20 protein-coding genes and 2 pseudogenes are annotated in these 19988 nt (G+C 49.1%); 8 read left to right on the top strand and 14 right to left on the bottom strand.

Annotated features, from left to right (window positions below; all coding sequences use genetic code 11):
* Complete coding sequence (locus tag PG898_RS08050) at window positions 1-1386, top strand: ATP-binding protein (protein WP_270823572.1); 1386 nt, start codon at window positions 1-3, stop codon at window positions 1384-1386.
* 237 nt (window positions 1387-1623) lie between these two features.
* Here PG898_RS08050 and cspE read toward each other — a convergent pair whose 3' ends face one another.
* Window positions 1624-1836 carry a transcription antiterminator/RNA stability regulator CspE gene (gene cspE, locus PG898_RS08045; protein WP_025328559.1) on the bottom strand — a complete coding sequence of 71 codons (213 nt, stop codon included), beginning with the start codon at window positions 1834-1836 and terminating at the stop codon, window positions 1624-1626.
* A 393-nt stretch (window positions 1837-2229) separates the two neighbouring features.
* Entirely contained in the window at window positions 2230-2514 is a 285-nt protein-coding gene (gene yjbD, locus PG898_RS08040) for a DUF3811 domain-containing protein (protein WP_025328558.1), read from the bottom strand.
* Between the two features lie 340 nt (window positions 2515-2854).
* On the opposite strand from yjbD, the gene PG898_RS08035 reads away from it, so the two are divergent.
* Complete coding sequence (locus PG898_RS08035) at window positions 2855-2977, top strand: hypothetical protein (RefSeq protein ID WP_080675244.1); 123 nt, start codon at window positions 2855-2857, stop codon at window positions 2975-2977.
* 48 nt (window positions 2978-3025) lie between these two features.
* On the opposite strand, the gene PG898_RS08030 is transcribed toward PG898_RS08035, so the two are convergent.
* On the bottom strand, window positions 3026-3796 hold the full coding sequence (locus tag PG898_RS08030; RefSeq protein WP_270823573.1) for a substrate-binding periplasmic protein: 771 nt from the start codon (window positions 3794-3796) through the stop codon (window positions 3026-3028).
* 481 nt (window positions 3797-4277) lie between these two features.
* Between PG898_RS08030 and PG898_RS08025 the strand changes: the two are divergent.
* Both PG898_RS08025 and PG898_RS08020 read left to right on the top strand, forming a co-directional pair.
* Window positions 4278-4400: pseudogene (locus PG898_RS08025) on the top strand (Y-family DNA polymerase); the annotation flags it as partial.
* Between the two features lie 84 nt (window positions 4401-4484).
* A complete protein-coding gene (locus PG898_RS08020) occupies window positions 4485-5231 on the top strand; it encodes a DinB/UmuC family translesion DNA polymerase (protein ID WP_113725460.1) in 747 nt (248 codons plus the stop codon).
* Window positions 5232-5339: 108 nt separating this feature from the next.
* On the opposite strand, the gene PG898_RS08015 is transcribed toward PG898_RS08020, so the two are convergent.
* Window positions 5340-5648: a helix-turn-helix domain-containing protein gene (locus PG898_RS08015; RefSeq protein WP_047440196.1), complete on the bottom strand. Its 309-nt coding sequence runs from the start codon at window positions 5646-5648 to the stop codon at window positions 5340-5342.
* 98 nt (window positions 5649-5746) lie between these two features.
* On the opposite strand from PG898_RS08015, the gene PG898_RS08010 reads away from it, so the two are divergent.
* Together PG898_RS08010 and PG898_RS08005 are read left to right on the top strand one after the other, a co-directional pair.
* Window positions 5747-6217, top strand: a complete 471-nt coding sequence (locus PG898_RS08010) for a hypothetical protein (protein ID WP_017780886.1) — start codon at window positions 5747-5749, stop codon at window positions 6215-6217.
* Window positions 6218-6426: 209 nt separating this feature from the next.
* The gene (locus PG898_RS08005) at window positions 6427-6618 is read left to right on the top strand and encodes a hypothetical protein (RefSeq protein WP_017780887.1); all 192 of its coding nucleotides are present in this window, start codon (window positions 6427-6429) and stop codon (window positions 6616-6618) included.
* Between the two features lie 331 nt (window positions 6619-6949).
* Here the strand turns inward: PG898_RS08005 and tetR are convergent, their stop codons facing one another.
* A complete protein-coding gene (gene tetR, locus PG898_RS08000) occupies window positions 6950-7585 on the bottom strand; it encodes a tetracycline resistance transcriptional repressor TetR (RefSeq protein WP_017780888.1) in 636 nt (211 codons plus the stop codon).
* A gap of 80 nt (window positions 7586-7665) precedes the next feature.
* Between tetR and tet(E) the strand changes: the two genes are divergently transcribed.
* Entirely contained in the window at window positions 7666-8883 is a 1218-nt protein-coding gene (gene tet(E), locus PG898_RS07995) for a tetracycline efflux MFS transporter Tet(E) (RefSeq protein ID WP_017780889.1), read from the top strand.
* Window positions 8884-8970: 87 nt separating this feature from the next.
* Here tet(E) and PG898_RS07990 read toward each other — a convergent pair whose 3' ends face one another.
* From PG898_RS07990 to PG898_RS07950, 9 genes and pseudogenes are all read right to left on the bottom strand, one after another.
* Window positions 8971-9639, bottom strand: coding sequence for a hypothetical protein (locus tag PG898_RS07990; RefSeq protein ID WP_017780890.1), 669 nt, complete (start codon window positions 9637-9639; stop codon window positions 8971-8973).
* Between the two features lie 158 nt (window positions 9640-9797).
* Window positions 9798-9959 (bottom strand): annotated as a pseudogene (locus PG898_RS07985) (IS5/IS1182 family transposase); the annotation flags it as partial.
* A gap of 217 nt (window positions 9960-10176) precedes the next feature.
* Entirely contained in the window at window positions 10177-12339 is a 2163-nt protein-coding gene (locus PG898_RS07980; protein ID WP_025202554.1) for an AAA family ATPase, read from the bottom strand.
* On the bottom strand, window positions 12336-12773 hold the full coding sequence (locus tag PG898_RS07975; RefSeq protein WP_025202555.1) for a VPA1267 family protein: 438 nt from the start codon (window positions 12771-12773) through the stop codon (window positions 12336-12338). The genes PG898_RS07980 and PG898_RS07975 overlap by 4 nt, the downstream gene beginning before the upstream one ends.
* Window positions 12773-13252 carry a hypothetical protein gene (locus tag PG898_RS07970; RefSeq protein WP_049866848.1) on the bottom strand — a complete coding sequence of 160 codons (480 nt, stop codon included), beginning with the start codon at window positions 13250-13252 and terminating at the stop codon, window positions 12773-12775. Before PG898_RS07970 ends, PG898_RS07975 begins: the two co-directional genes overlap by 1 nt.
* The gene (locus tag PG898_RS07965; protein ID WP_041207315.1) at window positions 13240-15117 is read right to left on the bottom strand and encodes an integrase; all 1878 of its coding nucleotides are present in this window, start codon (window positions 15115-15117) and stop codon (window positions 13240-13242) included. Before PG898_RS07965 ends, PG898_RS07970 begins: the two co-directional genes overlap by 13 nt.
* 9 nt (window positions 15118-15126) lie before the next feature.
* Entirely contained in the window at window positions 15127-16695 is a 1569-nt protein-coding gene (locus PG898_RS07960; RefSeq protein WP_171269322.1) for a site-specific integrase, read from the bottom strand.
* Entirely contained in the window at window positions 16692-18014 is a 1323-nt protein-coding gene (locus PG898_RS07955) for a site-specific integrase (protein ID WP_041207317.1), read from the bottom strand. Before PG898_RS07955 ends, PG898_RS07960 begins: the two co-directional genes overlap by 4 nt.
* Before the next feature lie 164 nt (window positions 18015-18178).
* Window positions 18179-18754, bottom strand: coding sequence for a single-stranded DNA-binding protein (locus PG898_RS07950; protein WP_005328769.1), 576 nt, complete (start codon window positions 18752-18754; stop codon window positions 18179-18181).
* A 516-nt stretch (window positions 18755-19270) separates the two neighbouring features.
* Between PG898_RS07950 and PG898_RS07945 the strand changes: the two genes are divergently transcribed.
* Entirely contained in the window at window positions 19271-19909 is a 639-nt protein-coding gene (locus PG898_RS07945; RefSeq protein WP_139750669.1) for a LuxR C-terminal-related transcriptional regulator, read from the top strand.
* The last annotated feature ends 79 nt before the right edge of the window (window positions 19910-19988 follow it).

The following is a 19988-nucleotide window of genomic DNA, read 5'->3' as shown; positions in this document are numbered from 1 at the left end:
ATGATCAAGGGCTTCTTCGCCAGGCTGCTGCCCAAGGGGCTGACCGGCCAGATAGTGCTGGTGGCACTGGCGGGACTGGTGTTGATCCAGTTGCTCAGCATCCAGATCTACCGCTCGGACCGGGAGGAGGCGCTCGGCTACGTCAACAGCCGCAACGCCATGCAGCGGATCATCTCCGTGGTGCGGTTGCTCTCCCTCTCGCCCCCCTCCCTCTATCACGAGATCCTCAAGGCGAGCCGTAGCGAGACCCTGCTGCTGCGCCTCGCCGACGAGCCGCTGCAACCGGACAACCGCAGCCCCCGTTTCGAGAAGCTGGTGCGGGCCAAGCTCGGGTATCCGTCGTCCCTGTCGGTGGAGATCAGCGCCGAGCTGAAGCAGGACATCCAGCGCAGCCGGGCCTGGCAGCACCACAACCGCATGATGAAGGATCGCAATGGCATGCCGCCCCCCCAGGACATGCGGCTCTATGGCTCCATCCAGTTGCCCAACGGCGGCTGGCTGCAGTTCAGCTCCCTGGTGGACAAGGAGTCGGCGAGCTGGTCCTGGCAGACCACCCTCAACCTGCTGCTGGTGGCAAGCCTGGTGATCGGCCTGATGATCTGGCTGTTTCGCCGAGCGACCTTGCCCCTCAAACAGCTGGCTGCCAACGCGGACAGGCTGGGGCGCGGCGAGAACATAGAACCCCTGCGCGAAGAGGGGCCCACCGAGATCCGAGAGTCGATCCAGGCCTTCAACCGCATGCACACCCGACTCGATCGCTTCGTGCAGGACAGGACCCGCATGCTGGCCGCCATCTCCCACGACCTGCGCACTCCCATCACCAGCCTGCGGCTGCGCAGCGAGTTTCTGGCGGACGGCGAGGACAAGGATCGCTTCCAGCAGACCCTGCAACAGATGGAGCAGATGCTGGCGGCGACTCTGAGCTTCGCCCGGGAGGAAGGGCAGCAGGAGGCGACCCGGGAGCTGGACCTGGTCAGCCTGCTGGAGAGCCTGTGCGACGACTATGCCGACATGGGGCAACCCGTCACCTGCCTGGCTGAGGGCAAGCAGGTCTATGCCTGTCGTGCCAATACTTTGCGCCGGGTGCTGCAAAACCTTATCGGCAACGCCATCAAATACGCGGGGGGTGCCGAGGTGTCACTGGTGCGCACCGAATCCGAGCTGCTGATCCTGGTCTGCGATCGGGGGCCCGGCATAGCCCCGGGCCAGCTGGAGGAGGTGTTCAAGCCCTTCGTGCGCCTCGATGAGGCCCGCAACACCGAATCTGGCAGCGTGGGGCTGGGGCTCGCCATCGCCCGCACCCTGGTGCACCAGCACGGCGGGGAGCTCAGCCTCCACAATCGCCCCGAGGGGGGCCTGGAGGCGAGGATCAGCCTGCCGTTGTGAGGACGCTCGCATTCATCCATCAGTAACGAGGGCGCCATGTTGGCGCCCTCGTTGTATCCGGTGGTGTTTACAGGGTGCTTGCGGCTGTGGGACGACGGTGAGGTGGGATCTGGGAGGGGATTGAGAGAGGCGAAAGGTAGAGAGGTAAAAAGCAGGCAACAAAAAACCCGCCTAGGCGGGTTTTTTCAATTCTTGCAGAAGGACTTTCCGGTTGACGAAAAGGCTTCCTGGCTTGAATTACAGACCAACTACGTTGGCAGCAGCCGGGCCTTTCTGGCCTTGCTCGATGGTGAACTCAACGCGCTGACCTTCGTCCAGGGTTTTGAAGCTGGTGGACTGGATAGCGGAGAAGTGTACGAACACGTCTTTGCCACCGTCAGCCGGGGAGATGAAGCCAAAACCTTTCTCAGCGTTGAAGAACTTTACGGTACCAGTCATTTTGTTAGACATAATAATTTCCTTGAATAGTGATGTTGAAACGCTACGTTTGTAGCAATCCATGATTTTTCGTCAGCAATACGTATGGGGAGCACTAAAGAAGGAGAATTATTTGGCGAGAATCATCTGGGACAACTCTATGCACAAATCACTGCTTTAAAATGACTGCCTAACATAATCAGGTCTGAACTACCGAACCATCGAAATCGATTAGAACACGCTCACTCCGTCATGGCAATCTTTATCTTGGTATTAATTCCGGCCCGACGAGGAGGCGTTAGCGTTTTATTTTGATAAAATCGTTTTATACCAGAAGGTTATCTATCAATTTCCGGTATGGGAAAGGGCAGTATGCAGGCTCATGTCCGGGTGACAGCACAAGCATCCGGACATGGGAGACGGAAATTATCGCTTGCTGCGGTACTTGTTGCTGACGGAATCCGCCCAGTTGAAGGTTTCAGGCAGCACCTGATTCTTGGCTCGTTCCTTGGCCTTCTCCCGTGCCAGTGCGGAGGCCGCCTTGGCTGCCTTGGCGCGATCCTCTGCGATTTTCAGGCGTCCCTCTTCACGGATCTTGTTGCGTTCCCCGTTGGTCAGGGTGTGATCGGCATTGGCCTGGGCCTTCTGCAGCAACAGGGTGATCTCGGCTTTTTCGGCCTCGGTAAGATCTTTCATTTCCAGCTTTTTCATGGCGCACTCCTGCGGCAGGTGATGGTTCACCCTAACACACTCCGGAAGCCGACTCTTATGTAATCGTCCTCTTGACCCCAAAAGGGCAACTTGAGTGCGTTTTCTTGCCGGTTGTTGCTCAGATACGAGCCGGTTATTGCGGTTTGTCGGAACGTGGATGACGAGGTCCACGCCCTGCGCGACACTGCCGTCCAGTGAGGCTGGATCCCGATGGAGGGTGGGGGTATGCTGGTGCCAGTGCGATCCTCGATCGTCACTGCTAGCGTACTGTGATCTATGATTCGGATGACATGCTGGAATCTCATTCCAACTGTCCTGGTAACATTTTTGGAGTCTGATGATGAGCAACAAAGAACAGCATCACGGCAAAGATGCCAAGAAAAAACCGCAGATGTCACTGAAAGAGAAGCGCGAGGCCAAACGGCAGAAAGCCGACCTGAAAAATGGCGGCGCGATGAAGTAACGCTCCACTACACTGTTGTTCCTCTGGGGCCAGTATCAAGCCAGTCCGTCATGGGCTGGCTTTTATGTTTCTATACGATGACGACGCGCCATAGGCGGCAAAGATCCGTTCATAGCGCCCATCTTCCTTCATCCTGCTCAACTGGCGATCGAACCACCGCTGCGTCGTCGCCTGGCGAAAGGCGAAGTGGTACTGGGTAGGGGGAAAGAGATCATGTTGTCTGACCCGATCGGAGGAGTAGCGTACGCTGCCCTCTGTCTGCCCGAGCAGTTGTGTCATGTAGTAGTAGAATACCCGCTGCTCCAGGATCACGGCATCCGTACGTCCCAGCAGCAGCTTCTGTACCTGTCCCTCCTGCCGTGCCACTTCCTCGTAGTGGGGGTTCTGATCGACCAGCTCGGCAAACTCTTTTCCCAGGATCTGCCGTGCCCGCTGGAAGGCGCTGACGCGCAGCGTCTGCAGATCCCTCATGGTGTGAAATGCCGTCTTGTCGAGGGTAAAGACCCGATTGTGAAAGGTGATCACCGCCTGTGACAGGTGGGCATTGTTAAGCATGCCTGGCTTGACGTTGATGATGGCATCCAGCTTGCCTTCCTCCAGCATCCGGAAGGTCCGCTCGAGAGGCAGATAGGTGAACTCGGGCACATGATCGCTGCCGGCGAATGCCTCGCGCAGGAGATCGAGCTCGATGCCGCGATCTTCGTGAGTGATCACGTAGGGAGGGATGGCGAAGCTCACTCCCACTCGTAGCGGCTCGGCGACCAGAGGGGCAGCAAACACCAGCAAGATGAGGCGCAGCAGGCGACCAGGATAACTCATGCTTATTCTCGGAGGAGTGTTACGTCCCGATGATAGCGACAAGTCGGGGCGAGGAAGAGAGGAGGGGCCGGATCGTCGCAACAACATGATGAGGGTGGGGGGGAATGCGTCAGAAACAGACAAAAAGGCCCTGAGTGATCAGGGCCTTTTTGTAGATCAAAAGGGTAATACATGTAAAAAATCGCTGCTGAGTGAGTGACTGAGTGAGTGGCAATGAATTTTTTACTATATATTTCAATGCATAACACCTTTTCTTACACTTCTGGTTGCTCACCTTAAAATGACACTTTTTAAAGATATGTAAGAAAAGGTATGAAAATGCGTGTTCATACCTGTTTATTCTTACACTTTTTGGTTGTCCTCACCAGAACCCTCACCACATGAGCCTTACCAGCTCAAAAGAGAGAACCACGCACCGAGTTGCTGAGTGACCTTCTCGCAAAGCTGTTCGCACCCGTCCCGGTAAACAGACGAAGCTTTTGCTGAGCTGAGTGAGAGTTGGGCGGGTGACCTAGTGGCATATGGACGCCAGATCCGGGAGCGGGTACAGCAGTGGACAGGGCTGACGGTCGGTGTTGGTATCGGCCCCACTAAAACCCTAGCCAAACTCGCCAACTATGCCGCAAAAAAATGGCCCGCCACCGGAGGGGTGGTCGATCTGCGCGATGAAACACGCCGCGCCAAACTGATGGCGATCACCCCGGTAGACGAGGTCTGGGGAATTGGTCGCAAACTCACCACCAAGCTGTCAGCTCAGGGCATCAACACCGTGGCTGATCTGGTAGCGGCTGATGCTAAGAGTCTTCGGCACCGTTACGGGGTCGTTGTCGAGCGCACGGTGCAGGAGCTGTGCGGGATCCCCTGCGCCGAGCTGGAGCAACTGGCACAGGCCAAGCAACAGATAATTTGCAGCCGATCCTTTGGGGAGCGCATCACCGCCTTCGGCCCCATGCGGGAGGCTCTCGCTGGCTACATGGAGCGGGCAGCTGAGAAACTCAGGACAGAGGGCATGTGCTGCCGCCATGTCACAGTATTCATTCGTTCGAGCCCGTTTGCGGAGCGGGAAACACATTATGCCAACCAGATCTCCATGCTGTTGCCGATACCCACAGCCGACACCCGTGAGTTGCTAGCCCAGATCGAGCCGCTGCTGAGCAGGATCTGGTTGGATGATGTTCGCTATATGAAGGGCGGCGTCATGCTGGCGGACTTCTCCCCGAAAGGCATGCAGCAAGGGGGTCTATTCGGCAGCGAACAGCAGGATCCCCGTAGCGATGCACTCATGCAGGTGATCGATAGGATTAACCAGGGGCGGTTGGGAAAGGTCTACTTTGCATCCCGAGGCCGAGATACCAGCGAATGGATGATGAAACGCGAACAACTCAGCCCCCGCTATACCACCAGTATCAAAGGGATCCCGGTGGTGAAGGCATGAGCACAACCATGAAAGTTAACCTCCTCTCCTAGCTACAAACCACTATCAATGCGTTGCAAACTTCTGGTGGTCAATCCGCAACATGAGCAGGTATCTTACTTAGCGGTATCACCGTTTATTTTCACGTAGCTTAAAGAGAAGATCTAACTTTTCATCCTCATCAAGTTGCTCAAATAGACAAACCAATTCCGCACTAAGATCATCTTCGCAAAAAAAATAACTCAGCGGCTTTCCCAGTACATTGGCAAGTTTTCGCATTGTATCAATGTCTGGAACGTGGCGACCTCTCTCATAGTGATTCATGCGACCACTAGCAGAACTATCATCCATACCGGCCCTTACCCCAAGCTCCTTTTGGGATATACCTGCTTTTTTACGCGCCTGCTTGAGTCTCTCTGGGAATGGGTTTTTGTACAATGTTTGTTCATCACAAAGTTCTCATATGTATAGATTGTCTAAGTTTCACCTGTCTCTGTATACTTAGCAATCCTAAGTGTTGTGGTTGTGGAAATTTTATGCAGAATAAAAATGTTTACAAAATCAGTAACAAGTTTTATCAAGTTTTACTCAAAATGACTGGTCTAAAAATAAGCAGGAAAGAGCTGATACGATTGGCTATGGAGGTCAATGACTTGGCTGTGTATCAGGCATCAGGCTTGGTTGACCGCCATGTATATAGCTTGAAAAAACAGGATGCAGTGAAAGCTAATGGGCCAAAAAATAATCGGCATTATATTTTTTCAGATGATCTTCTGGGCAGTTTACAAGCATCAATCAAAGGCGATAATTATGATCTAGCAAGTGAGTTGAGGTCTCTGGAAGAAGAGCTTCTGTTGACTCGTTATGAGTTACAAGCCTACCGCGAGATACTTGAAAAACTACCTCAAGAGAAGCAAAAAATTACTTGTTTGCATAAAAATGCATCAGAAAAAATCTACCGGTTGAATGGGAAAATTAGAGCGGTAAGTCAATTGGTGATGATGTAATTAAAAGGTATAAATGAAAGAGGCGTTTTATCGAAAAGAAGCATACCTGAGTCGGCCATAGCGCAAGAAGCGATGCCGCCAACGGAAGGCGGTGGCCAATAGATACTGTGTTCCTAGGCGGCTTATTGATTTGAACAAATTATGTGCATTTTGTGCTGAGCTACTAATGAAAATACCTGCTGTTACGGCTCAACGATAAGGATGACCCGATGCAGAATCTTGTATTGAGGAAAGCAACGCATGAAGATATGGACGACATACTGCGTTTGCAAATTCCCGTGTTCAAGGGAGAGCAGGGGATCCCTGACGAATTGATCCCTATTCCAGCTGAAAAATCGCCACAATGGTGGTGTGCAATTATGAACTCCACAATTGTTGGTGCCGTTGCAGCCTGGAAATAATGCGATGAAACTCATTGGGGGCGATTTGCAACAATGCAAAATTTCAGAGGGTATCAAATAGGTTCTAGCTTGGCTCGGTTTTCACTGCACGAACTTTTCGCACAATCTGTAGATGAAATCCATATGGATGCAAGAGATATCATCGTTAAGACCTTAAACCGAATGGGTGGCTTAGTTGTGGGAGACTCAATGCCATTTTATCGAGGGACGGTGACACCCATGATATTAACCAGAAGTGGTTTAATATTTAATAGATAAAATACTGACGATACATGTATATATTTGAAAACACTATCCATAACTATAAATTAGAGTTGACACATAGATAGCATCATTTATTACCATCCTCAATGGGTGTATGCTTTTTTTCATCTAACTGTGCAGAAAATCCAAATATTAATGATTTCAGCCCGAAATGGAAGGCCATTTCAGCAGAGGTTCTCGCCTGAATATTAAATGCCTCTTGTAATAATGGTGGTGCAGCGTCTATCACATGATTATTTTCTATCTGGTTTGTTGCTTGCTCCTCTAATACTGCACCCAACGTAAAATGGCTGATAGATTGCAGAATGAAAAGAGCCTCCTCGACCGAAAACCCTGCATCGCATAGACAGCGTAGTTGCGCCTCTGCTTGTTCAAACTGGGGGGGCGTAGGAGAGGTCCCTATATGCAATCGGGCTCCATCACGATGGACCAGTAATGCTTTACGGAAACTCAGAGCATTTTCCTGGAGAAACTGCTGCCAACTCTCAGTCGGTAACGGTGCTGAACGGGTGTGATGCTTCGCCAGTATTGCCTCTGAAAGCATGTTCATAAGAGTCTGCTTGTTGCGCACGTGCCAATACAGAGTCGGTTGCTCAATTTTTAGGGACTGCGCCAGCTTACGCGTAGTCAAGCCCTCTAGCCCTTCGCTGTCCAGCAGGGTGAGCGCCATTGAAATTACGTCGTCCAAGCTTAGTCGTGCCATCACTATCTCCTTTTGCTGTTGACAATCTATCACTGATAGAGTTATTTTTCAAACCCTATCATCGATAGAGAACGTTAACTATGAACCGCACTGTGATGATGGCACTGGTCATCATTTTTTTAGATGCTATGGGGATTGGCATAATTATGCCTGTCTTGCCGGCGTTATTACGGGAGTTTGTTGGAAAGGCTAATGTTGCAGAGAACTACGGTGTTTTATTGGCGCTGTATGCAATGATGCAAGTGATTTTTGCCCCTCTTCTCGGCCGCTGGTCAGATCGCATAGGTCGTCGCCCTGTATTGTTACTTTCACTTTTAGGTGCAACACTGGACTACGCATTAATGGCAACAGCCAGCGTAGTGTGGGTGTTGTATTTGGGACGCTTAATTGCTGGTATTACCGGTGCGACTGGAGCTGTTGCAGCCTCAACAATTGCCGATGTCACACCTGAGGAATCCAGGACACATTGGTTTGGTATGATGGGTGCCTGTTTTGGTGGCGGTATGATTGCTGGACCAGTCATTGGTGGTTTTGCCGGTCAACTTTCGGTACAGGCACCGTTTATGTTCGCTGCTGCTATTAACGGGCTGGCATTTCTGGTCTCCCTATTCATTTTACATGAGACCCATAATGCTAATCAGGTTAGTGACGAGTTAAAGAATGAAACAATCAATGAAACCACATCCTCCATACGCGAGATGATCTCCCCATTATCGGGATTGTTAGTTGTCTTTTTCATCATTCAATTGATTGGCCAAATCCCCGCAACATTATGGGTTTTATTCGGAGAAGAGCGCTTCGCATGGGATGGCGTAATGGTCGGTGTTTCATTGGCTGTGTTCGGGCTGACACACGCACTGTTTCAAGGACTTGCTGCTGGTTTTATCGCTAAACATTTGGGAGAACGGAAAGCTATAGCGGTTGGCATTTTGGCTGACGGTTGTGGCCTATTTTTATTGGCGGTCATTACACAAAGCTGGATGGTTTGGCCGGTTTTGCTGTTACTAGCTTGTGGTGGCATCACACTTCCCGCCTTGCAGGGAATTATATCTGTTCGTGTCGGTCAGGTAGCACAGGGACAATTACAAGGGGTGCTGACCAGTTTGACCCACCTGACAGGTGTAATCGGTCCACTTGTTTTTGCATTTTTGTATAGTGCAACCCGCGAAACGTGGAATGGATGGGTATGGATAATTGGCTGCGGATTATATGTAGTTGCATTGATTATACTGAGGTTTTTCCATCCAGGTAGGGTAATCCACCCGATAAATAAGAGCGATGTACAGCAGAGAATTTGAGCAACAATGCTGTACAGCACCGTAAATTCTGGCGCCCTACTCGGTGGATAGAGGTGAGCTGGTAGGTGGGTCTGGGATTGCGATCCATTAATCATCCTTTGGCAGCAACCGAGATAGGCCCACTTGAGCCGGTAGTTCCCCGATGACCTCAATCTTCCAACCCGTCATATTGGCCCGACACATGTGATAATGGTGCGCGATGTTGGCCTGCGCTTGCAAGGCGTGACGGGCTTTATCTAGTGCCTCAGTTGCATTGATGCCAATGCGGTTTAGCAGGAGTTCAACGCGGGTCTCCAGTTGCCTGCGTTCATGGGGGGAGAGTACCCCGGCCATTACCTTTGGCGCTACGTAAAGGCGGGCGTCGTCTTGCGAAATAGTCTTCAAGACACCGCGAGCGTACTCATTGGCGAGAGTGACCTCCTGGGCCATGTATTTGTGCATGAGGTGACCCTCTTCGAGGCGCATGATCACCTCGTTGACGTTGTAGTGACTGTGTTCCTCCAGATAGTCACGGACAAGGAGCTTATGGGCCAGCGCGATGACATCAGCCCGCTCGATATCGTTAGTGAGCCGAAGGCGTAATTCGGTTGCGCTGGCTAATTTGCCCATCGCGGCAGAAAGCAGACGACCACGTTGCGCCTGACCGGGGGACTCATCGCGACCGATAACTCCGGTTGGCAGGAATTTATCGGCTATCTCGCGGCTGACGGTGACGCGAATGCGGCTATTTTCCACGGTGAGGGTTTGATGCTTCATGTTACTGCTCCTGAGTCTGTCCGATGCCCGCGCCCACGGGGCCATGCCTATCATAATTGCGAGAGGCCTTTCGTGGGTAATTACACTGACTTGACCACTTACTTTGCACCCAGCCTTTTTAGAGAAGGTTCTTATGGCTGGATTTGCATCAGTGGTTAGGGGTGACGGCCATTGCCGACCTTGGGATAGATGGGCGTAATGATGACCAGCATCCAGGGCCAGGGAAGCAGTTACTCTATTCAAGAGAGGAAAACTTCTTTACGGGTCTGGCGGCGTTTGCTGTTGAACTCGTAATCAGCGAAGGTCAATTGATGACTCACGTTGGAGTTCGTTCTTGGTACAAAAGAGACTCTGGTGGTACTATGTCAAGGCCTTGTAAGGTATTGATTTTTAAGGTTCTAGCCCTTCCGATCGCTCAGCTACGGGCACATCTTGCTACGCAAGAGCACGGAATAAGCCGTGGACAACGCTGCGCGTTGACGCACCGCTTATCTCCGCTTGTACCCGTAGTCGCTCCCCAAGGGAATCAATCTCCTCTCATTTCTTCAACAGATCACGCAGATAGCTGTTCCGGTTATGGGCATTGCTGGGCGCTTTGGTGATGGCTGCAAACTCAGCTGTGCTGCCCACGATATGGACCTCATGCTCGGCCCTGGTTATTGCGGTATAGAGCCAGGCCCTGTCAACGATCCTCCCCTTTTGCAGCGCGATGATGATGCGTGGGAACTGCGAACCCTGAGCTTTATGGAGTGTGATGCAGTAGCCCAGCCTCATACAGTCCAGCAGGGATTGGGTGACATACACGCTCTCGCCTGTGTCCAGTTCAACCACTCCGTAGTCATCTCCAGCCCCGACAGCGCGAGTTAGCGTTCCGAGCGAGCCATTTTGAATGCCTTTCTCGTAATTGTTCTGAGTGAAGAGGATCACATCTCCTTGGCGCAAATCGTTGCGGCGGTAGGTTTCGCCATACATCTCAAATATCATCCGAGCACCATCAGGGTTGACGGCCTCCTGAATAAGATTATTGATCTCCGCCACCATAGCGGTGGTCGCACCTACCACTCGGCTGTTCTCGGGGGATTGCTGATATAACTCGGCACAGACTTGGGCGATCCTCTCTTTGGATGTTTCGTGGAAATAGACGTTACCCATGCTCAAGTGCTCCGGTATGAGACCTTGATTGACCTGCATAGAGTATTCAGGAATGCCTGTGGCTCCCTTCTGGCGTTTAACGATGTCCAGGGTCACGTTCGCAATGGCCTGTGATGCAACGATATCGGCTAGCACCTTGCCACATCCTATCGGAGGTAGCTGGTTTGGGTCACCCGTGAATATGATCCGCACGGTGGGGTGCAGATGGTTGGTGAGCCGATACATGGTGGGCAGGTCGATCATGGATGCTTCATCGATTACCAGCAGATGGCTGGGAAACCCATCAGATGGTTCTATGGGCTCTTGCCGCAACAAGGCGGAAATGGTCATCGTCCTAAAGCCTATCGACTCGTATAGGCGCATTGCTGCGCGTCCAGAAAGGGCGACAGCATGCACCTCAAAGCCCATTTTGCCATAGGCCCGCAGTGCCGTTCTGAGCACTGTGGTTTTGCCAGTTCCTGCGCCCCCCGTGATGCAACTCACCGCATTGTTTAGCGCGGTGAGCACCGCTTCATTTTGCATCGCGGTCAATTCATAGGGCAGCTCATTAACCGCTGCGAGAAACGCAGCATTGGTGGACTCATCGTAACGATTTTGCTGTTTAGCAAGTTTCAACAGCCGCTTGGCAACAACAGTCTCCATCAGCAATTGTGCGGTAGGGTGATAGGTGCCTGCTTCATGGTTCAGCACATACTGGGCTTGGTGGTAACCAGCCTTGAATGCTTGTGCTGCCAACTCGCCGTCACCAAGCAATTTGGTCAGCAGGGGGCGAAGCCTGGCCTGCGTGGTGTAGGTGTGGCCTTTTTCCACTTCCGCGTGGATGGTGAACTCCAGGGCGGCACTCAGCCTCGTCGGATCTTTTAGTTCTACCTCAAACTTCGTTTGAGAAAGCGCATCCACGTCTTCAAACCCCATCCCGAAGCCGACCAGTAGGTAGGGATTCGCTTTGATTGCATCAACGGAGCTTTCGCCATGAAATTTCAAGATCCGCTGCTGAATGGGTGAGGGAATCCGACACTCTGCCATCCAATTGCAGTGGTTCAGATTTTTGTATTTTGCGTAGCCGTTGAACAGGGCATCAATAGATACATCACTCAGAATACCCTTGAGGCGCTCTCTGGACTCTGGTGTGTCGGTGCGCAGGGTGGCGTGAAATTGCTCACCGAGTAGTTGCCATAACGCCCTGGCTTTACCGAGGCCAATTCCCTTGAAATCAGGCTCCTTGGCAATGAACTGGATCAGCTGCTCACCTGTCTCCGGCAGGGTGCATATCACGTGCTCAGGTGATTCATAGGTATGTTGCTGCATCACAACATCACCAATCTCGACCCTCTCAATGAGAGGTTTGCCATGGACTGTCCATTGCTGGCCCTGTGACGGTTGTGCCGGAAGAGTGTCAGGCCGCGCTTTAATGGTCACATAGTATTTGCCATCCTTGATCTGGCTGGTCTCGTCATTAAGTGGTATTCCAGAGAAAATCACGTAGCTGGATGAGCTATATGGGATACTGGTAACACGAAATAGTTCGGAATGGAGAGATTGGTTCATCGTGGCAAGATCCCCATTTCGGCCAATGTCTCAGATAGCTCACCGAAGCGCTCCAGTCTGGCTTTTAGTTCCCTTAGCTGCGCTTTCAGTTCAATATTCTCCTGCTCCAATATTGATACACGTTTGGTATCAAGTAGGCGTCGATGAGTCGTAGGGTCGTATACCTTTGGATGAGCTACACTCGCTATGGCCTGAGCGGTGAGTGGCGGAAGCACCCCGTGTTCCCTAAGCTGGTCTTCCAATTTCTGCAATTGCCTACGAAGCTCAGGGTTCTGCACTAAGGCAGAGCGGCCACAGCCAATAGCTTTCGTGATTTCACTGCGGCTGAGGCTGCCCCTGTAACTTAATTGTCGATACGTCTCATCAGTCTGGGTTGCCATCCATAGTTCAAACGCCTGGACGGTTGCTTTGGCTTTTTCTGTACCACTCGCCATTATTGACCTCCTGTGCGGCGTTTAACTTCTATAAGCGGCTTTCCAAGCATATCCTGTAATTTTTTTAGCTCGGCACTATCTGTTGGAAAATTATCAATTGATGTCATTCTGACACCATGCATGTAAGCATTATATTGCCATACTATGAAACGCTGTTTGTATGCATCATTCAAACTATTTAATCTGGCTAATTCATTCTCTAAAAGAGCAACCTTTTTTATAAGATACTCAAGCGTTACATCACGCTCTTTGGTAGGCTCAGGTTGAGAAAAACGTTCTTTTAAAAATGTCTTTCTTCGCGAGTATGCATCTTGAATATCTTTGTAAGAGGATAATGATTGACGTTGGACGCCACCTTTAACATCAATCATTATGGCAACTTTTTGACAGAGCAAGTCCCAAGTTAACTTTCCTTCCCAAGTATTAATTAGACCTAGTATATTAGGCAGGTTTTTTTCTGTGATAACTATTTTAGGCATAACAAATCACCCATAATATTAAACGCTTTAGAATCGATAGAGTCAGGCGATTGAACTTCAATATTAAGCCCCTTCTCTAAAAGAACAACCTTGGCTGGCGAGGGATCATATACATCAGGAATACGAATGGGGGTGCCATCAAGAACATTTTCATCCTCTAATAGCCGGATCTTTGTTCTAATATGAGCAAGTCGCCAACCGTGTGAGCTAACCCAGCGGTCAGCACCAAAGGCCCCCATTTTATGGCTTTGCTGTGCTTTTTCGAGTTGAGCTGCCACTTGAACTTCTCGTACTTTCAACAGCTCCAATGAGCTACTGAAGCCTTTGATACAGACCAATTCTTTGCAGGTTTCACAGTCACCGTTTCGCTGACATGGAATCATGGCAAAATCATGTTCACACACGCCTAGCTCTGTTACTATCGCTGCACCAGTAAGGTTCTTTCCGATTTCCTCGAAACTAATTGGAAGGTTACATTTTATTTTTTCCAACGTGTTTGCATTTTCAGGGATAGTAATAACTGCAATTGCATTGGACTTTTCTTCTTCTGTGCGATGATCATAGCTGGCATTATCAGCAACTCTTGCTCTCCCTGCCCAGTTTGCAAGCGTCAACTCATCCATCCCACCCCGTTCAGCTTTGGTACTGAGCCAATGCCTAGCTTGATGGGATGTTATATCGGGTTGTGAGCCATCCTCTCGTAATATGTTATGTTTCTTCCAAAGGTGGACTCCTTTTCTGGCCTCAGACCTAGAAATCCTTGCATTAATTATGTTCACCGTAGGTAAAACAAACGAGTGTTGAATAACATCATGTTCCGCATGTAACTCACGGTCTCTATATAGTAACAAAGCCTCTGAGGCCTTAACTTTTTTTGCGTTATCAACAAAAGGCCAGTTAACCAATTTACTGATATACACCATACTCCCATTGTTATCTGGATGCGTTTCTGCATACATCGCAGCCTCCCGTGCAGGCATGCTAATTTTTTTCAATCGTTCGATAGCTTCCAAAGCTACATCTTGCATGACAGTAGGAACCCATTTAATCCCTTCGTTGCCATTTTTGGCAGGCACCCAACGTATTCCAAGTTTAAGTTCTCCGCTGCGATTCTCCTCCCATACAGTACAATCTATAGGCAATGAGAATAACTCAGAGCATCGGGATGGTGCTTGCATGAGCAATGCTATTGCAGAAGTAAAATATTCTGCTTCAATACCTAATGAAGGTGCGTCATGAAATAACTTAGCAAATAACATCATATCCTCTTCTGAGGGCAATTTATTTTTACGATGTTCTTTTCCATTCTCGTCAAGTTGAATAGTTAAATCTTTTACTTTTTGATATGGATTTGACCACCCAGGAAGACTCGGTGTTATAAAGTTGTCACGGCAGAAATTAAGAAGAAGCTCCATTTGATAGCCCGCTTTATTTCGACCTGCCAGATTTGATATGCGTCTATTAAAAATATCGCCTAGCCTTTCTAAAACTAGGCCATCGAGCATCAGAATATCTGCTTTATGTTTTGATAGAATCAATGCTTCTTCAAGTATTCGAATAGCTTCGAAATGTCTGTGAAGAGTTGTTATGGGTTTTAATGCGTAAATGTAGCGAATGTATGCTTTTGCAAAATCAATAAATGGTGCACCTAGGGGAGAGAAACTATAGGAAGTTGATGGCTCTAAATTTGTGGAGAAACGGGCAACAACACGGCGAGTATTGTGAAAAGTGTGCCATAAATTATGATCCCAGCAATCTTCACCGAAAACAGTTAATTTGTTTTTGCTACTTTGAATGAATTTTTCTAGATTTGCTTCTGAATTCAGTTCTATCGCAGGCTTAAAATGGAAAATGTTACTGTCCACTGACTATCCTCATGCTCGTTGTTGTTTCAGTTCAAAGCATTTCTGCACAACCCATTCAACTGCTAAAATTAGCCTATCTTTTGTTGCCGCGTACTCTTCACTTTTTGTCGTTTTCAACCTTACCTCTTTCTCTGCATATAGATGGGATAAGAATTTCTCGTGAGGAGCATCTAATAATGGTCTAAATTTTTCACAAGTGTAACAACTTTCATACCCCTTAACGCAAAAGTCATTGGTGCCGCATGCTCCTACGATATCGTTATCCTTGTTTGGTATGCGAGCAGCAAGGTCATGTCCTCGCTCACCCTGCTCTAAGTCAACGATAATGCGACCTAGGAATGCATTAGCAAAGGGGGCCAGTTGTTTGCCAATGGCCTTGTCAATATAGGTCACGGTATCTGCGGTATTTTCCGTATAGACCTTAACGTTTTGTGTATCGTTGTGATCCAATGCCTCCGCTATGATCAACGGCCCCAAACCTTTTCGACCAAGGTTTGTTCCTCTTGTATGACGAAACCGCCTAGCCGTTATATGAATATAGTCCCCAGTTCTTTCAGAAATAGCTTTTTGTTTTCTTTGGAAATTTTTTAGCAGGTGTTCTCTTAGATCTGTTGATGACATATTTAAAATGTCAGTATCTAATAAATCATCAGTCAAAGATGTTTTTTTAACCGCTAACTCAAAAACCATTGCCCAATCAATAAATAATGGGATTTTTGTTGCTTGAGAAGCAGTCAGTTTTATTGAGAGTTTTGATTCAAACTTCTCTGTTTCATCTCTAATTAAATTACGCAACGTTAGATAGAGCTCTTCCGTAATGGGGAATTTTTTAAAAGAGAAACGAAACCCACCACCACGCTGCTTTGCTCTAGGTATATTGAGGTAAAAATTTGTCACATTCTTACTATGATCATGTTCTTTAAATAAATCAGCAGCCTTTATTTGTCGTAACTGTGTGGGGCGTCTAGCAGTAGCCTGCAATAAACTCACATATGCATAGCATTGAAATGAGATATAGTTATTCCTGAATAAGCGAATAAGTTCATGATTTAATGCAAGTACCTCATTGCTAGTAAAGGCACCTGTTTCAGGGCAACGATTAGCGACAGACACTCCTTTCTTGTTTCCTGATAGAGTTAGTATTTCGAGTGTTTTCACCATCTCTGTTGTTACACCATAATATCCATATTCATTCCAGCTAATAAGAAAACCACGGAGTGCACCTAAGTACCATTCATTGTTTTTATCAAGCATCGCTCGCCAATTGAGCAATACATCCTCATCTAGATTTTTGAATTTAGTGTCTCGCAATAGTCGTTGAAAGCGTAGATACATATTTGATGTATGGTGTGCTGATTGTTCTTCAGCATAGGTTGCTAGTGTTTTTTTAAATCCATCCAGCAGTTTTGGTTCCATAGATAAAACATCCGGCATGAATGCAATGCTGACATCTTTATTCAACATCCAGTATTCTGAGTGAAAGTCAAAGCTGTATCCATCTTTTGATACTAATTTTTTTGAGCTGAATGTTGATGGGAGATCGTCATTTTCTTCCTCAATGTAATCATATTTATTCATTCATATCCTCTATTTTTTTGAGATTCAATAATTAGTCTCTGTAATTCTTCTTGCTCTTCAAGCACTAGCTTGTTTGTCTTATTGCGAATATGGCGTTCAACATATGGTTTGGCAGAGCTCTCTGATGTGTGCCCCATTTGATACATTCGGCTTTTTGCTTCTTCACTAGATGAAATAAAATTACGGTTACTGTTTGGGTCTTTAGATAGATCATTGTTTTTGTCAATTATTTCGGAGAACCACTGGTTCCAGTTATGCCTAAAATAATGTGGGTGGATCGATTTGAACCGCTCATCCACAGATTTCATTGTTGGCACGATGATACTGTCAAATGTGCTGGTCGATATTGGCTGTCCTTGAGTTTTCCCCTTCCTATGTGTAACAAACAAGTATGGATGCTTGTTCGCGTTCGGAGTCTTTGCCCGTATGTTTATGATGTAGTCATCAATGAGTGCCGCAGTTTCATCTCTAATTCGCAACATTCTTTCTTTCGTCTTTGCTACAGGCTGATTTTTGCGAGGATCATATATGTCATCATGGTGGCGTTTTACCCATATGAATTTTTGGGGGCCGTGAAGCATTAGAAAGTTCGATTCAATAGATAGTGAGAGTAACTCACCTCTTCGTATGCCTAGTTCTTTTAAAAGTAAAAACATAAGATGATTTCGCTTTTTTGTCGAAGCGTGTTTGAACGGATTTTTTGGGTGGTCAAATTGTGCCACAGCCATAAATTCCTCAATTAATCCATCTGGCAAGTCTTTACCATCTAGTTTATCTAAAACATTCTTACCTTTGCCTTTAGGGCGAACAGCAAGTATGCGCTTATTCATACTGTTAATTTCTGTGAGCAGTTTAGTGCTATTACAGTTCTGTACAGCTACTCTAGCAATGAAATCTAAATAACTTGCAATAGCTGTCACACGATTGTAAATGTTATTACGTCCCACTGTGGGGGTGACACTGATTAGTCTTGGGGTGTTAAATAAATCAATGACCTTATCTCTGGTTTTTTTGCTTTTAGCTAAGCCTTTGAAATGAGAAATATCATGACTGAGATGTTCTCTGATGTTGTCAATGTCAGTGTCGCTAAGAAACTTACCTTTCTGAAACTCAGAGAACAGGTCTCTGTGTTTATTTTCTTCCCATTGAAGAAACCACTTTAATGCACCTAGGCGATTTGAAATGGTATTCACCGACAAGCTGCTACGAAGTTTTGTTGTCACCCAGAGGGTTGCAAGAAAATGAGGCATACCATCATTGCCCATTAAGACTGGATAACGTTCACCATTTGCAAAAATCAATCTATCTAGCTTGTACACTGTGCATCCTAATCTTACATTTTCCTCATACATAAAGTTATAGTGCTGAAAATCGCGATGGCAAGTGAAATGCAAAAATAAAAAAACCCAGCATTTCTGCTGGGTTGCTTTGCACTCAAGATGGTGAAAGTGATTTATTCTTACACTTTCATCTTTTACAAGATCTAGAATGGGATATCGTCATCGAAATCCATCGGCGGCTCGTTGTAGACCGGCGGTGCAGACTGAGGCTGCTGGGCAGGACGACCATAACCACCCTGCGGCTGCATATTCTGCTGCGGGGCGGCGGCCGGGCGTTGCATCGCTTGCTGGGGGGCGGCCTGTTGTGGCTGACCCCAGTTGCCCTGGGACTGTTGACCACCCATGCCCTGGCCTGCGCCGCCTTGCGGACGGCCGCCCAGCATTTGCATTACGCCGGTGAAGCTGTCAACCAGCACCTCTGTGGTGTAACGCTCCTGGCCACTCTGATCCTGCCACTTGCGGGTCTGCAGCTTGCCTTCGACATAGACCTGGGAACCCTTCTTCAGGTACTCGCCGGCCACTTCGGCCAGCTTGCCCATGAACACCACGCGGTGCCACTCGGTTCGCTCTTTCTGCTCACCGGTCTGCTTGTCGCGCCAGGTGTCGGAGGTGGCCAGGGTGATGTTAGTCACGGCACCGCCGCTCGGCATGTAGCGCACTTCCGGGTCTTGCCCCAGGTTACCGATCAGAATGACTTTGTTGATGCCTCGACTGGCCATAATCTCTCTTCCACCCTTATGTATACCGGCCAGGCCAAATGCCTGGGCCCATTCAATATGTCGTTTGTTTGCAATGAGATGTGCGCCACGGATGGGCCTCATCTTCACGCATGTCACGGCTGTGCCAGATTCAACCGACGCGTTTATCGGCCACCGCCGCAGCGTTTGCCTGCAATAATACCAGTTGGCGAAGATGAGCGCACACCTTCCTGTCCCGGCGAGCACCAAACCCCGCCGCTGGCGTCCGAGTAACTTACCCGAGGTAGGGGCCCACCAGCAAGGGGACGGCGGGGCAGAGTGCTGCAACGACGGCCAAGGCCTGTTATGGTGGTGGTCGGCACTACCTGACCCCCCAAATGGGGGGGGCGTGCTAGTCATTTGTATTGGCTGGAAAATTGCTGAGCTTCAAAGGAATCACAACGGCGTCTAATACTTTTTTAATGCTGCAGCCAGGAGGGGGATTGGTACTCTTCCTTGCCGAAAACCCCGACTCGAATGTGCAAGGAAGTTCTCTTGATGACGCCCGAATATCCCCTAGTGCTGATCACCGAAAATAATGCACAAGCCACCAGTTTCCAGCGTCACCTCAGCGAACAGCTTGGCTTGTCCATCTTGCTGGTCGGGGAGCTGGATGCCTTGCCTGAGCCCTCCGAAACCGGAGCTCAGACGCTGCTGCTGATCGATCTGGACTATCTCAAGTCGGCTCAGCAGGCAGACTGGAGCAAGGCCATCTGCAGCCGTTTCGGCGAGGCCAGTGCCGTGCTGCTCAATGCCCCGACCAGCACGGATCGGGAGCTGCTGCTGATGTGGCCTCATACCAGTGGGCTCTTCTTCCGTCAGGACAACCTGGACAGGCTGGTGATCGGCATCCGCAAGGTGTTGCAGGGGGAGTACTGGATCCCGCGCCATCTGCTGTGCGATCTGGTGGATTACTACCGCAAGGGAAGCGGCCAGCCCCTGCGCAACCAGACGCTGCTGACGGCCCGTGAGCAGGAGATAGTCCGCCATCTGATGACGGGGGCCTCCAACACCGAGATTGCCGACAGCCTGTTCGTGAGCGAACACACCATCAAGTCCCACCTATATAACGTGTTCAAGAAGTTGAACGTCAAGAACCGCCTGCAGGCGGTGAGCTGGGCCAAGGAGTATCTCTGAGCACCGGGATGGGATGATAAAAGGCTGTCTATTCATCCAGTAGTCTCTATGCCATACTGGCCCGCTCTGGTTCCCGTAT

Origin of the sequence: Aeromonas sp. QDB31 (assembly GCF_027707605.1) — a bacterium.
GTDB classification, from domain to species: Bacteria; Pseudomonadota; Gammaproteobacteria; order Enterobacterales; family Aeromonadaceae; genus Aeromonas; species Aeromonas media.
Note: the sequence above shows the minus strand (reverse complement) of the source record. Positions and strands in the feature narration are given on the sequence as shown.

Excerpts from the sequence above, each read along its gene's own strand:
- PG898_RS08050 (WP_270823572.1), top strand. The coding sequence starts at position 1 with ATGATCAAGGGCTTCTTCGCCAGGCTGCTGCCCAAGGGGCTGACCGGC.
- cspE (WP_025328559.1), bottom strand. The coding sequence starts at position 1,836 with ATGTCTAACAAAATGACTGGTACCGTAAAGTTCTTCAACGCTGAGAAA.
- yjbD (WP_025328558.1), bottom strand. The coding sequence starts at position 2,514 with ATGAAAAAGCTGGAAATGAAAGATCTTACCGAGGCCGAAAAAGCCGAG.
- PG898_RS08035 (WP_080675244.1), top strand. The coding sequence starts at position 2,855 with ATGAGCAACAAAGAACAGCATCACGGCAAAGATGCCAAGAAAAAACCG.
- PG898_RS08030 (WP_270823573.1), bottom strand. The coding sequence starts at position 3,796 with ATGAGTTATCCTGGTCGCCTGCTGCGCCTCATCTTGCTGGTGTTTGCT.
- PG898_RS08020 (WP_113725460.1), top strand. The coding sequence starts at position 4,485 with ATGGCGATCACCCCGGTAGACGAGGTCTGGGGAATTGGTCGCAAACTC.
- PG898_RS08010 (WP_017780886.1), top strand. The coding sequence starts at position 5,747 with ATGCAGAATAAAAATGTTTACAAAATCAGTAACAAGTTTTATCAAGTT.
- PG898_RS08005 (WP_017780887.1), top strand. The coding sequence starts at position 6,427 with ATGCAGAATCTTGTATTGAGGAAAGCAACGCATGAAGATATGGACGAC.
- tetR (WP_017780888.1), bottom strand. The coding sequence starts at position 7,585 with ATGGCACGACTAAGCTTGGACGACGTAATTTCAATGGCGCTCACCCTG.
- PG898_RS07990 (WP_017780890.1), bottom strand. The coding sequence starts at position 9,639 with ATGAAGCATCAAACCCTCACCGTGGAAAATAGCCGCATTCGCGTCACC.
- PG898_RS07980 (WP_025202554.1), bottom strand. The coding sequence starts at position 12,339 with ATGAACCAATCTCTCCATTCCGAACTATTTCGTGTTACCAGTATCCCA.
- PG898_RS07975 (WP_025202555.1), bottom strand. The coding sequence starts at position 12,773 with ATGGCGAGTGGTACAGAAAAAGCCAAAGCAACCGTCCAGGCGTTTGAA.
- PG898_RS07970 (WP_049866848.1), bottom strand. The coding sequence starts at position 13,252 with ATGCCTAAAATAGTTATCACAGAAAAAAACCTGCCTAATATACTAGGT.
- PG898_RS07960 (WP_171269322.1), bottom strand. The coding sequence starts at position 16,695 with ATGAATAAATATGATTACATTGAGGAAGAAAATGACGATCTCCCATCA.
- PG898_RS07950 (WP_005328769.1), bottom strand. The coding sequence starts at position 18,754 with ATGGCCAGTCGAGGCATCAACAAAGTCATTCTGATCGGTAACCTGGGG.
- PG898_RS07945 (WP_139750669.1), top strand. The coding sequence starts at position 19,271 with ATGACGCCCGAATATCCCCTAGTGCTGATCACCGAAAATAATGCACAA.